This is a genomic window from Gluconobacter sp., assembly GCF_047722525.1.
Taxonomy (GTDB): Bacteria; Pseudomonadota; Alphaproteobacteria; order Acetobacterales; family Acetobacteraceae; genus Gluconobacter.
Genome location: NZ_JBDNYY010000002.1, coordinates 275,312 through 288,280 on the forward strand (window position 1 = coordinate 275,312; position 12,969 = coordinate 288,280).

General features: G+C 62.4%; 12 protein-coding genes. 7 read left to right on the plus strand and 5 right to left on the minus strand.

Translation table 11 applies throughout. The features are described from left to right. Positions 1–14 precede the first annotated feature (14 nt). From ABF859_RS03335 to ABF859_RS03345, 3 genes are read right to left on the minus strand one after another with little or no spacing between them, the layout of a single operon-like run. On the minus strand, positions 15–1,436 hold the full coding sequence (locus ABF859_RS03335; RefSeq protein ID WP_415526098.1) for an NAD(P)(+) transhydrogenase (Re/Si-specific) subunit beta: 1,422 nt from the start codon (positions 1,434–1,436) through the stop codon (positions 15–17). Continuing rightward, the gene (locus ABF859_RS03340) at positions 1,433–1,762 is read right to left on the minus strand and encodes an NAD(P) transhydrogenase subunit alpha (protein ID WP_415526100.1); all 330 of its coding nucleotides are present in this window, start codon (positions 1,760–1,762) and stop codon (positions 1,433–1,435) included. Before ABF859_RS03340 ends, ABF859_RS03335 begins: the two co-directional genes overlap by 4 nt. Beyond that, positions 1,759–2,988: an NAD(P) transhydrogenase subunit alpha gene (locus ABF859_RS03345; protein WP_415526102.1), complete on the minus strand. Its 1,230-nt coding sequence runs from the start codon at positions 2,986–2,988 to the stop codon at positions 1,759–1,761. The genes ABF859_RS03340 and ABF859_RS03345 overlap by 4 nt, the downstream gene beginning before the upstream one ends. A 343-nt stretch (positions 2,989–3,331) precedes the next feature. Between ABF859_RS03345 and dnaG the strand changes: the two genes are divergently transcribed. The 7 genes from dnaG (at position 3,332) to ABF859_RS03380 (ending at position 10,779) form a co-directional block, all read left to right on the plus strand. Then, entirely contained in the window at positions 3,332–5,176 is a 1,845-nt protein-coding gene (dnaG, locus tag ABF859_RS03350; protein ID WP_415526103.1) for a DNA primase, read from the plus strand. Between the two features lie 147 nt (positions 5,177–5,323). Next, the gene (rpoD, locus tag ABF859_RS03355; RefSeq protein WP_415526105.1) at positions 5,324–7,282 is read left to right on the plus strand and encodes an RNA polymerase sigma factor RpoD; all 1,959 of its coding nucleotides are present in this window, start codon (positions 5,324–5,326) and stop codon (positions 7,280–7,282) included. 23 nt (positions 7,283–7,305) lie between these two features. Further along, positions 7,306–7,881 carry a GNAT family N-acetyltransferase gene (locus ABF859_RS03360; RefSeq protein WP_415526193.1) on the plus strand — a complete coding sequence of 192 codons (576 nt, stop codon included), beginning with the start codon at positions 7,306–7,308 and terminating at the stop codon, positions 7,879–7,881. Positions 7,882–8,040: 159 nt separating this feature from the next. Then, the gene (gene rpsF, locus ABF859_RS03365; RefSeq protein ID WP_041110770.1) at positions 8,041–8,523 is read left to right on the plus strand and encodes a 30S ribosomal protein S6; all 483 of its coding nucleotides are present in this window, start codon (positions 8,041–8,043) and stop codon (positions 8,521–8,523) included. A 5-nt stretch (positions 8,524–8,528) separates the two neighbouring features. Next, a complete protein-coding gene (gene rpsR / locus ABF859_RS03370) occupies positions 8,529–8,819 on the plus strand; it encodes a 30S ribosomal protein S18 (protein ID WP_062509557.1) in 291 nt (96 codons plus the stop codon). Positions 8,820–8,829: 10 nt separating this feature from the next. Further along, entirely contained in the window at positions 8,830–9,426 is a 597-nt protein-coding gene (rplI, locus tag ABF859_RS03375; protein WP_415526107.1) for a 50S ribosomal protein L9, read from the plus strand. A 132-nt stretch (positions 9,427–9,558) separates the two neighbouring features. Next, positions 9,559–10,779, plus strand: coding sequence for a class I SAM-dependent methyltransferase (locus ABF859_RS03380; RefSeq protein ID WP_415526109.1), 1,221 nt, complete (start codon positions 9,559–9,561; stop codon positions 10,777–10,779). A gap of 6 nt (positions 10,780–10,785) precedes the next feature. Here ABF859_RS03380 and rsmA read toward each other — a convergent pair whose 3' ends face one another. After that, the gene (gene rsmA, locus ABF859_RS03385) at positions 10,786–11,604 is read right to left on the minus strand and encodes a 16S rRNA (adenine(1518)-N(6)/adenine(1519)-N(6))-dimethyltransferase RsmA (protein ID WP_415526111.1); all 819 of its coding nucleotides are present in this window, start codon (positions 11,602–11,604) and stop codon (positions 10,786–10,788) included. 1 nt (position 11,605) lies between these two features. After that, the gene (locus tag ABF859_RS03390; protein ID WP_415526113.1) at positions 11,606–12,967 is read right to left on the minus strand and encodes a peptidylprolyl isomerase; all 1,362 of its coding nucleotides are present in this window, start codon (positions 12,965–12,967) and stop codon (positions 11,606–11,608) included. Between the last annotated feature and the right edge of the window lie 2 nt (positions 12,968–12,969).

The window sequence follows — 12,969 nt, forward strand, 5'->3', positions numbered from 1 at the left end:
GGTTCCTTGCCGGATTACGATGCGGAGAGGCCCTTAACGGCCTCCACCATCTTGGAGAGCACGGCCTGCGCATCGCCGAAGACCATGGCGCAGTTGTCCTGGAAGAACAGCGGGTTCTGCACGGCGGAATAGCCCATGCCCATGCCGCGCTTGATGACGAAGACCTGACGGGCCTTGTCGGCATTCAGGATCGGCATGCCGTAGATCGGGGAGGACTTGTCCGTCCGGGCGGAGGGGTTCACCACGTCGTTCGCGCCGATGATGAGGGCGACGTCGGTATCGGCGAAGCTGTCGTTGATGTCGTCCATGTCGTAGATCATGTCGTACGGCACGCCGGCTTCGGCGAGCAGCACGTTCATGTGGCCCGGCATGCGTCCGGCGACCGGGTGGATCGCGAATTTCACGTCCACGCCTGCGGCCTGAAGCAGTTTGACGAACTCGTAGAGCTTGCCCTGGGCCTGTGCGACGGCGAGGCCATAGCCCGGCACGATGATGACCGTAGAGGCATAGCGCATCGTGGTGGCGGCATCGCTCGCGGCAACGGATTTGGCTTCTTTCTGCGGGCCTGCGGCAGCCGCGGCAGTGGCTTCACCGAAATTGCTGAACAGGACGTTGGTGATGGAGCGGTTCATGCCCTTGGCCATCATGACCGTCAGCAGTGTACCGGCAGAGCCCACAACCATGCCCGCGATCATCAGGGCCGGATCGGCCATGACATAACCTTCAAGACCGACGGCAAGGCCCGTGAAGGCGTTGTACAGCGAGATCACGACCGGCATGTCGGCACCGCCGATGGGGACGGTCATGCAGATGCCGCACAGCAGCGCGCCTGCGAAGAACAGGAGGGCGAACAGGCCACCGCCGGGCTGATGATACTGGGCGACGGCCATGACGCCGAGCAGGACCGTCAGCATGAAGACAACCGCGTTGACGATGCGCTGTGCGCCGAAGCGGATCGGCTTGTTCATGCGGCCATCCAGCTTCGCCCAGGCGATCAGCGAGCCGGAGAGCGACATGCTGCCGATCAGGCCACCGGCGACGGTGACGAGAAGCTGGCCGATGCCGGTGTCTTTCGGGCCGGTCAGGGCGATGACGGATACGGCCGCGGCCGCACCGCCGCCCATGCCGTTGAAGAGGGCGACCATCTGCGGCATCGCGGTCATGGCGACGCTGCGGCCTTTCCAGCCCGCCCAGCCGCCACCGATGACGAGTGCGAGCACGGCGAGGATGACGTTTACGACGAGATGGGGGCGGGCCGCGTCGGAAACGCTGAAGATCTGGAGGAAGCTGGCCGCGACGACGAACAGCATGCCCCAGCCTGCGGTCACGATGCCCGAGACAGCTGTGACGGGGGAGGACATGCGCTTGAGGCCATAAACCAGCAGGGCCGAAGCAATCAGGCCGCTGAGGGCCACGATATAGGCGAGCAGGATCATGACTTGGCTCCCTGTGCCGGGGCCGATGCTGCGGGTTTCGTGCTGGGTTTGAACATGGCCAGCATCCGGTCGGTCACGACATAGCCGCCGACCACGTTACCGGCGCCGAGCATGACGCCCAGAAAGCCCACGACCTGCTCCAGAACGGACGAGGCGTTGAACAGCGCGCCAAGGGCGCCGACGACCACGATGCCATGCACGAAGTTCGAGCCGGACATGAGCGGCGTGTGCAGGATGGAGGGAACGCGGCTGATGACTTCATAGCCCGTGAAAGCCGCGAGCATGAAGATGTACAGGGCGATGACGAAGGTCATTGCGGTGATCATTTTGCGGTCTCCTTGCCCGCGTCGTTCGCGGCGGGAGTTGTGGTCGCGGGAGTGGCGGCGGGAGCAGGGGCAGCAGGTGCGGGCGGGGCCGGCGAATTCGGATCCACGGCGGCGCGGATGCCGTCATTCGTGATGTATCCGTTATGCGTGAGCGCGGTGCCGGAGATGACCTCATCGGTGAAGTCCGGTGCCAGGCCCTTGTCTTTGGTGATGATCTGCTGAAGCAGATGCATGATGTTCTTGGAGTAGAGTTCGCTGGCCTGTTCGGCGAGCATGGACGGGACGTTGACCGGGCCGACGATGGTCGTGGGGCCGACCTGAACGGTCTGTCCGGCCTGCGTGCCTTCGCAGTTGCCGCCGCCTTCGGCGCCGAGATCGATGATGACCGCGCCGGGCTTCATGGCGCTGATCTGTTCGGCGTCGATCAGGCGGGGCGCGCGTTTTCCGGGGACGGCGGCGGTCGTGACGATCAGGTCGGAGCGGGCGATATGATCGCTCAGAGCCTTGCGGACCTTCTGTTTTTCGTCATCCGTCAGTTCGCGGGCATAGCCGCCCTGACCGGTGGCATCGACGCCGGTGTCGACGAATTTCGCGCCCAGCGACTGTGCCTCTTCCTTGGTCTCGGGGCGGACGTCATAGCCTTCGGTGATGGCCCCGAGGCGCTTGGCGGTGGCCAGAGCCTGAAGGCCCGCCACGCCGAGGCCCATGACCAGAACCTGTGCGGCGCGCAGGGAGCCTACGGCCGTGGTCATCATGGGCAGGATCTTGGGCATGTGCACCGCGCCCATCAGGACGGCGTAGTAACCTGCGAGCGTGGCCTGACTGGACAGGGCGTCCATGGCCTGTGCGCGGGAAATGCGGGGCACCAGTTCCATGGCGAAACAGGTGATTTTCCCGTCGCGCAGAGCCTTCACCAGATCCGGGTTGTTGCGGCCATAGATGAAGGAAACGAGGATGGCACCGGGTTTCATGGCCTTGACCGTTTCCAGCGTTGGCGGCTGGACGGCGAGGAGGATGTCGGCCTCCGCCACGAGGGCATTGCGGTCCGGCGAGAGTGTGACGTCCTTGTAGGTGCTGTCAGGGTAAGACGAGGCGACGCCTGCGCCTGTTTCCATGGAAAAGGCGATCCCCAGCGGGGCGAGTTTGTCGGCGACCTGAGGAATGAGGGCGACGCGGCGTTCTCCGCCTTCGTCACGTTCTTTCAGGACTGAAATCTTGACAGTCATTGGCTGCGATCCTGTGTCTGTCGTCGGGCGCGGGCTGTCGCCTAAGAAGAGGCTGAACAGGAGGGGCCCGCGCCCTGTTCAGCGTCACAATGACGCCTCTTTCGGGCGGAAACCATTGATGGATATCAAAAGGCAGGGACTATATCTGTACGGAAATAATTCGAAATGACCGATCGGTCATTCTGATTTTGCGATAGCGCTGACCGATTGGTCAGTTTTCTGCGGCCCGCCGGGAAGGGGGGCGTGGTGGATTTCGGAAAAAAGTTTCCTTTAAACAGAAGGGCTGGCGCTGTATGCGCTCGGGGACCTTCTTTCCAACCCGCATGAAAGGCTCTTCCTGCCCATGGCAATTGATGCTGCTTTTCTGGACGAACTGCGCAACCGGACTCCGCTTCCGTCGCTGATCGGGCGGCGTAACAAGCTGGTGAGGTCCGGGCGTAACTGGAAAACGTGCTGTCCGTTTCATGGCGAGAAGACGCCGTCCTTCTATATTTACGACGATCATTTCCACTGTTTTGGCTGTGGCGTGCATGGAGATGCCATCAGCTATGTGATGCAGAGCGAGGGGCGCAGTTTTCCTGAAGCGGTCGAGCAGCTTGCATCCGAAGCCGGGCTCGAGGTTCCGAAGGCGGACCCGCGAACACAGGAACGTGCCCGTGAAGCGCAGTCTCTCGGGGATGTTCTGAACCTCGTGCAGGAGAGTTACCGTCGGCGCCTGTATCGTCCGGAGGGGCGTGAGGGGCTGGCCTATCTGCGCGGGCGGGGGCTGACGGATCAGACGATCGAGCGCTTTGGTCTGGGGTGGTCCGGGGACGGGCGTCAGTTGCTGGACGAGTTGCGGCCGCATGGGGTGACGGTCGAGATGCTGATCCGCGCCGGTGTCATGCGCGTGGATGAGCAGGGCGCGCCGAAAGGGGAGCTGTTCTTCAATCGCGTGACGTTTCCGATCCGGGACCGACGGGGACGCATGATGTCCTTCGGCGCCCGCACGCTGGGGGACGGGCAGCCCAAATATCTCAATGGCCCGGAGACCGCCCTGTTCTCCAAGCGGCGCACGCTGTTCAATCTCGATCTGGCGCGCGAAGCCGTGCATCGCGGGGCGGAGCTTGTGGTGGTCGAGGGGTATATGGACGTCATTGCCCTGGATCAGGCGGGGTTTGGTGGGGCTGTGGCTCCTCTGGGCACCGCGATGGGCGAGGAACAGCTTGAACTATTGTGGCGCATGTCGCCGTCGCCGATCCTGTGTCTGGACGGGGATGCGGCAGGTGCGCGGGCCGCGCTGCGGGTCTGTGAGGTTTCGCTGCCGCTTCTATCGCCGGAGCGGACGATCCGGTTCTGCCGGCTTGATCCGAATGATGATCCGGATAGTCTGATCCGCAGTCGCGGGCCCCGGGCGATGCAGGAGGTTCTGTCGGGCGCGACCTCGATGGCGGAGGAGCTGTTCGGGCTGCTGACGGGGGGGATGGTGGACCCCGGCCCGGATCAGCGGGCGGCCTTGCGCGAAAAGCTGGTGGCGCTGTCGCGGCTCATTCCGGACAAGGCGCTGGCGTCGGAATATCGCAGTACGCTGCTGGACATGTTCTTTGCCCGTTTCAGGCGGAAAAAGACCTTCCAGCGCAAAGGGGGCGAAAGCCTGCCGCTGTCCACACAGGCACCCGGAGCAATGCGCGATGTGGAGTCGGGGAATCTGGAGCGGCTCAACATCATGACGGCGATGCTGCTTCACCATCCCGATATCCTTCCGGAAGTGGAACAGGCTTACAGTGGTCTGCGTCTGCCCCCCGCACTGGATCGCCTGCGGGCGGCGCTGCTGGACTGGTCCTGTCAGGAAGAGGGGCGGGGTCCGCTGGCGGAAGAGGGGTGCATGGCCTGGCTGGAAGAGCACGGTCTGGCGGATCTGGCCATCGCGGTGAAGAGTGGTCCGCTGCCGCGCGGGGTGGGGGACGGCAAGGTCAGGGATGAGATCCTGAAGGTGGATGTCATTGAAAGCTGGTGGCATTTTTACGGTCTCGTCAATTTCCAGACCTTCGAACGTGAAGTGACGGCAGACATCCAGAAGACCATCATGCAGGTTTACGCGCAGGATGCACCGGCCGGGGACAATGGTGCCGGGGGGCAAACTTTTCCGGAAGGGCTGCTGGCGCGGATGCGGGTTCTGGACGCGTTGCGCCGGGGTGAGGCCGTCTAGAAAACACGGCGACAAAAACGCATCCGGAATGTTTTTTATTCCAGAAAGGTTGCATTCTTTGGGGCCTCAATCTTGACTTCGGGCGAAGGATCGACCACCTGCACGCTGCCGGATTGCTAACTCGCGGCGGAGTTGACGGAGAGACGAATGGCGACGAAAACAGCCTCTGGAACGGATCGGAACGCGCAGGAACAGGAGGGGGATACCACTCTCCTCGATACGCAGTCCGCTGCCGTCAAGCGGCTGATCGCCAAAGGGCGTGAACGCGGACACATCACCTTTGACGAACTGAACGCTGTCCTGCCGCAGGACCAGATGTCCTCCGAGCAGATCGAGGACGTCATGGCGGCGCTGTCTGAAATGGGCATTCAGGTCATCGAGAACGAAGAGCAGGACGAAGCCGAGGCCCCTGCCGAAAAGGAAGCTGAAGGCGAGACCGAGGAAGCTGAAGGTCCGCAGGGCGGCAACGTCGATGCCGAGGCCGCCAGCCGTACGGATGATCCGGTCCGGATGTATCTGCGCGAGATGGGCTCGGTCGAGCTGCTTTCCCGTGAAGGCGAGATCGCGATCGCCAAGCGCATCGAGGCTGGCCGCGACGAGATGATCGGCGGCCTGTGCGAGAGCCCGCTGACGATTCGCGCCATCATCTCCTGGCATGAGCGCCTCAAGGACGGCGAGATGCTGCTGCGGGACATCGTGGATCTGGAGGCCAGCCAGGGCGGCGGTCCTGATCCGGAGGCGGTCGAAGGCGAAGAGGGTGACGAGGCGTCCGAAGAGGATGATTCAGCCGAGGAAGAGAGCGAAGAGACTGACGGTGAGCAGCAGGAGGGCAGTGGTCTGTCCCTGTCGGCTCTGGAAGAGAAGCTGAAGCCGGAAATCCTGGCGCGCTTCGAAGCCATCGAGCCGCTGTATCACAAGCTTCGCAAGCTTCAGATCAAGCGCATCGAGGCCCTGACGGGTGGCGAGGATCATTCGGACAAGTCCGAACAGACCTACGAGAAGCTGCGTCATGAGCTGGTCAGCCTTGTTGAGCAGGTTCATCTGCATAACAACCGGATCGAGGAACTGGTCGCGCAGATCAAGATGCAGGTCCAGAAGCTGAACGGCGTTGAAGGCCGGATGATGCGTCTGGCCGAGAGCTGCAAGATTTCCCGCGATGACTTCCTCATCAAGTATCGCAGCCGCGAACTGGATCCGACCTGGCTGGACAGCGTTTCCGCGCTGCCGGGCAAGGGCTGGAAGAACCTGACGACCAAGCACATGGACCAGTTGCGCAACCTGCGTGCCGAGATTGCGGCGCTGTCGCATGAGACGGGGCTGCCGGTCGGCGAGTTCCGTCGGGTCTATGCGACCATTTCCCGTGGCGAGCGTGACTCCACGCGCGCCAAGAAGGAAATGATCGAGGCGAACCTGCGTCTGGTGATCTCGATCGCCAAGAAGTACACGAACCGTGGTCTGCAGTTCCTGGATCTGATTCAGGAAGGCAACATCGGCCTGATGAAGGCCGTGGACAAGTTTGAGTACCGTCGCGGTTACAAGTTCTCGACCTATGCGACCTGGTGGATCCGTCAGGCGATCACGCGTTCCATCGCGGATCAGGCCAAGACGATCCGTATTCCGGTCCACATGATCGAGACGATCAACAAGCTCGTCCGGACGTCGCGCCAGATGCTGCATGAGATCGGGCGTGAGCCTGCTCCGGAAGAACTGGCCGAGAAACTCGGCATGCCGCTGGAGAAGGTCCGGAAAGTCCTGAAGATCGCCAAGGAGCCGATCTCCCTCGAAACGCCGATTGGTGACGAGGAAGACAGCCATCTCGGTGACTTCATCGAGGACAAGACGGCTGTCATTCCGCTGGATGCCGCGATCCAGACGAACCTGCGTGAAGCCACGACGCGCGTTCTGGCGTCTCTGACGCCGCGTGAGGAACGCGTGCTGCGGATGCGCTTCGGTATCGGCATGAACACGGACCACACCCTTGAGGAAGTGGGCCAGCAGTTCAACGTGACCCGTGAGCGTATCCGTCAGATCGAGGCGAAGGCGCTGCGCAAGCTCAAGCATCCGAGCCGCTCGCGCAAGCTGCGGTCCTTCCTCGACGACAACTGATCGTCGAGCGGGAGACCGGGGTGATGCTGCCGGGCTGGCTCAGGCCGAAAGGGACATCCACCCGTCTGGCGGTGGATGTCACCTTTCTGGAGACGCGCACGTCCTGTCCGCCTCCCGTTCTGCCGGAAGGGTTTTCCCTGACCCGCGTGACCGGGGGCGATGCCGTGCCGCTCTATCGCGCCCTGTATGCGGGGGTAGGGCAGGATTATTGCTGGTGGATGCGGCGTTCGATGCCGGATCAGGACCTTGCGGATATCCTGCATGATCCCGCTGTTCATTTCATGGTTCTGCGTGACAGTTCAGGCAATTCCTCCGGGTTTTACGAACTGGACCTGAGGCAGGGCGGGGACGCCAATCTTGCCTATTTCGGTCTGCTGTCGCAGGCGATGGGGCGTGGTCTGGGCCGCATGCTGCTGGATCATGCGGTGGCACGCGCCTTTGATGCCGGAAGCTGGCGGCTGCGGGTCAATACCTGCACGCTGGATCATCCTCACGCCCTGCCGAATTACCGGCGGGCCGGGTTTTCGGTCCGGAATGTGGTCTCCGAAACCTGGGACGTGCCGGATGAATATGTCCCGGAAAGACTGAGGCGACTCTGACTTAGGCCTTGCTTTCGGAAGCCTTGCGTGGTTAATGCCGCCTTTCCCTGCCGGGCGATGTGGCATCGCACCGGCTATACCCGTGCCCTGAAACATGGGCCCTGTTTCCGGCATGGGCCGGAGCCAGTCGCGGGTTGACCTCATCCGAAGGGAGTATTCATGCCATTGTATGAAAGCGTGCTCATCGCACGTAATGATGTGTCGCAGGCTCAGGTGGAAACCCTGGTCGAGACCATCGAGACCCTGCTCAAGGACAACGGCGGTTCCATCCAGAAGCGCGAGTTCTGGGGCCTGCGTTCGCTCGCATACCGCATCAAGAAGAACCGCAAGGGCCATTACGTCCTGCTGGGTCTTGACTGCACCCCCGACACGCTGCGCGAGCTGGAGCGTCAGCTGGGCCTGAACGAAGATGTGCTGCGCGTCCTGACGCTGCGCGTTGACGAGATCGACGAGAACCCGTCTCCGGTTCTGGCTCGCAAGAGCGACGATCGTGGCGATCGCGGCAACTTCCGTGGCGGCTCCAAGCCGGCCGGTCGTTTCGAGAGCGGCCGTGGCGGTCCCCGTCGCAGCAGCGAAGACCGTGAGGAATATCGTGCACGTGGCGAGCAGGACGATGCTCGTGAGACGGCCGGAGCGGAGTAAGAAACATGTCCGAGACCAACACTCCCGACGTCAACGAAGTGAACCCCGCTGCCCGTCGCACGGCAGTTGGCGCACGTCGTCCGTTCTACCGTCGTCGCAAGTCCTGCCCGTTCTCCGGCCCCAACGCGCCGAAGATCGACTACAAGGACGTGCGTCTGCTGAGCCGCTTCCTTTCGGAGCGCGGCAAGATCGTGCCGAGCCGCATCACGGCCGTTTCGGCCAAGAAGCAGCGTGAGCTGGCACAGGCGATCAAGCGCGCCCGTTTCCTCGCCCTGCTCCCCTACGTTGTGAACTGAGGAGAGCATCATGTCCCAGACCGCACTGATCCTGCTGCAGCGGGTCGAGCATCTCGGCCAGATGGGCGACCTGGTGCACGTGAAGCCGGGCTATGCCCGTAACTTCCTGCTGCCCCAGGCCAAGGCCATGCGCGCCACGGTTGCCAACAAGAAGCGTTTCGAGACCGAGCGCGCGCAGCTTGAGGCCCAGAACCTCAAGAAGCGTGAAGAGGCCGAGCGTCTTGCCGAGCGCATGCACGAACTGTCCGTCGTCATCATCCGTCAGGCTGGTGATAGCGGAAGCCTGTACGGTTCCGTCAGCACCCGCGACATCGCGGCTGCCGCTACGGAAGCCGGCCTGACGATTTCCCGTCAGCAGGTTGTCCTGGCACACCCGATCAAGCAGCTTGGCCTGACGGAAGCACGCATCGTGCTGCATCCGGAAGTGTCCATCCCGCTGACGGTCAACGTTGCCCGTTCCGCTGAAGAAGCAGAGCGTCAGGCTCGTGGCGAAGCAATCGGCGTGCAGGACGAGGATGAGAACATCCTTGGCGAACTGCAGGCTGAGAACGCCGCCGAAGAGGCTGCTGCCGAAGCTGCCGAGGCATCGGAAGAAGCCGAAGGCTGATACCGCGGACCTTGTCCTGAAAAACCCGGCCGGGAGTATTCCTGGCCGGGTTTTTTTGTGTCTGTTCTTCTGGAGGAGTACAACTACAGGCCTGTTCGGGCTTTTTCCCGATATTGGATACAGGAGATCGGAATGAAGCGGATTCTGGATTTTGTCTTGAAGAAGTTCATCCAGACGGGAAGCCTGCGGGTTACGTTCAGCGATGGCAGCGTGCGCCTCTATCGCGGACGGATGCCGGGGCTGGAAGCGGGACTTCATCTGCTGAACAGCCAGGCGGAGCGCGCCCTGATTATCAATTCCGGTCTGGCGTTCGGCGAGGAATACATGGCGGGCAGCATCGTGCCCGACGGCTGTACGCTCGAGACGCTGCTGACGGTCCTGATGGAGAACATCAACGGGCACGGGCATGTCTTCGAGGAGATCGAGGATCGTCTGCGTTATGTGACCCGGGCCTGGAAGACGCTCAATTCCCTCAAGAAGTCCCGTAGCAACGTCGCGCATCACTATGATCTGAACGGCAAGCTGTACGATCTGTTTCTGGACAAGGACCGGCAGTATTCCTGCGCTTATTTCCAGCGCGAGGACATGACGCTGGAGGAGGCGCAGGTCGCCAAGAAGCGGCATATTGCCTCCAAGCTCAATCTGGATCGTCCGGGGCTGGAAGTGCTGGATATCGGCTGTGGATGGGGTGGGATGGCCCTGACGCTGGCGAAGGATTATGGCGCAAAGGTTCTGGGAATCACGCTGTCACGCGAGCAGCTTGAGGTCGCGCGTCAGCGGGCGAAGAAGGAGGGGCTTGAAGGGCAGGTCCGGTTCGAGCTGATCGACTACCGCAATCTGCGCCAGCAGTTTGACCGGATTGTCTCGGTCGGCATGTTCGAGCATGTGGGGCCGCCGCAGTTCGAGGCATTTTTCAAACAGTTGAAAGCCTGTCTCAAGCCGGACGGCGTGGCGCTGATCCATTCCATCGGACGCATGGACGGGCCGGGAACGACCAATCCCTGGATCCAGAAATACATTTTCCCAGGGGGCTACTCGCCGGCGCTGAGCGAGACGCTGGCAGCGATCGAGCGGTCCGGGTTGTGGATGACGGACTGCGAGGTGCTGCGCCTGCATTATGCGCGGACGCTGGCAGAATGGCGCAAGCGTTTCGATGCCAATCGCGACAAGGTTCTTGCCCTGTATGACGAGCGGTTTGTCAGGATGTTCGAGTTCTATCTCGTGGGGGCTGAGCTGGCGTTCCGGGTGCAGGGCCACATGAACTTCCAGCTTCAGTTGACCCGGTCGATCGACGCTGTGCCGTTCACGCGCGACTATATGTTCGAGCGCGAACGGGAAAGCACGAAGTCGTAAGGAGTTTCAGCGGCTGGCGAGATTCAGTTCCGCCAGCAGTGCGAACTCGGCAACTGACAGGGTTTCGGCCCGGCGGGTGGGTTCGATTTCCGCCTTCTCCAGAAGGCGTTCACCCCCGATGGATTTCAGCGAGGAGCGCAGCATTTTACGGCGCTGTCCGAATGCGGCGGCCGTGACCTGTTCCATGGCGCGGAAAAGCTGCGGGGAGGGCTGTTCTGCATGTGGGATGATGACGGCGACCGCGGAATGGACCTTGGGCGGTGGCGAAAAAGCGGCGGGCGGGATGCGCAGGGCAACCGAGCATGAGGCGCACCATTGGGCCAGCACGGCAAGACGTCCGTATGCCGAGCTTCCCGGTGCGGCGCAGATACGCTCCGCGACTTCAAGCTGGAACATCAGCGACAGGCGTTCCCATTGTGCGGCCTGACGCAGCCAGCCGACCAGCAGGGGAGTAGCGACGTTATAGGGCAGATTGGCGATGATCTGGCGCGGAGCAGGGGCAAGCGTGGCGGCGTCCAGCTTCAGGGCGTCCTGACGCACGACGTGCAGCCGGTCCGGATAGTAGGTTGCCAGTTCGTCCAGGAGCGGCCAGGCGCGCTCGTCGATTTCCACGACATCGACGCGGCTGGCAGGTGTGTCGAGCAGGGCGCGGGTCAGGCCGCCGGGCCCGGGCCCGATCTCGACGACGCTGCGTCCGGTCAGGTCACCCCCCAGAGCCGCGATCCGGGCGCAGATGCCGGGATCGAGAAGGAAATGCTGGCCCAGGGATTTTTTTGCATCAAGGCCATGGGCCTGAATGGTGTCGCGCAGTGAGGGCAGGGACACGTCAGTTGAAAACCGTCTTGGCGGCAGGACGCATCTCGATGATGGCACGGCGCTGCAGGTCTCGCTGAAGCTGGCGGGAGGCCTGTTCGACGCGTTCGTTCATGAGCTGGTCGGCGATTTCGCTCGGGCTCTGCTGGGCGAGATTTTTCTGCTGGCGGTTGCAGACCATGAGCAGGGCGATGCCGTCCATCGAGACCAGCGGACGGCTGACCCTGTTGGGCGGAAGCGATTCGAGGACCGCCTTCATCTGGGGCATCAGACGTTCCAGAACCTGTGAGCCCGGATTTCCGGGGCGTTTTTCACCCAGGGACTTGTTGAGCGCTTCCATTTCGGGGCAGCTATGGATGTTCTGTACGGCGGCCGTAGCCCGCTGGAGCGCCACTTTCTGCTGGTCGGTCGGGTTTTGCGGATTGAGTGGTGTATCGAACGGGAAGAAGGCCTGTCGCAGATCGAGGACGGTGCCCATCTGCTTGCCGACCACGCGCTTGGCCTGCACGGTGGCGATCACGAAGCCACCCGCGACCTGGATCGGGTTGGAAATGGCGCCGATTGGCATCTGGCGTACGATGTTGACGACCTGCGGATCGAGATTGTCTTCCTGCACCCAACCCATGGAGCCGCCGTCGAGGGCCGACTGGGCCTGCGAGAACTGGGCCGCAACGATCGGGAAGGGCGCACCTTCGCGGAGCTGGGAAATGATGGTTCTGGTGAAGGTGAGTTCGGCTTCATCATGGCGGGGGTCGGCCACGGGAACGAAGATTTCGCTCATGAAATACTGGGCGCGTCCCTGTTCTGCCTGGAGGGCCTGCTCGCGCTGGCTGATCTGGGTGGCGGTGATCCGGCCTTCCTCGCCCAGCTTTTCGCGCAGGACCTGCATCCAGCCGATCTGGACGCGGATCTGGTCGATCAGCGTCGTGAGTGATACGCCGTCCGACGCCAGACGATCACGCAGGGCATTCTTGGGCATGCCGTTGCGCTGTTCGATATTGGAGATGGCGCCGGCGATCTGGTCGGGCTCCACGTTGATGTGGAGTTTGAGGATTTCCTGCGTTTTCAGACGTTCGTCGATCAGCTGATGGATGATCTGGCCGCGCATGCGTCCCATGATCTCCGGGCTGATGGGAAGGCCGGTCGAGAGCACGAAGAGTTTTGCGCGGTTGTCCACGTCACGCTGGGTGAGAACCTGTCCGTTGATGACTGCCAGGATCTGGTCTTCAGGCGGTTTGACCGGAGCGGCTGCCTGTTTGGCGGCGGCAGGTTTCGGGTCTGCCTTGTGATGCGGGGCGGCCATGGCCGGAAAGGCTGCCGAGAAGGCGAAGAGGGCAGCCAGGGCCGTGGAAGCGGTGCAAAGGGTCTTGGACATGC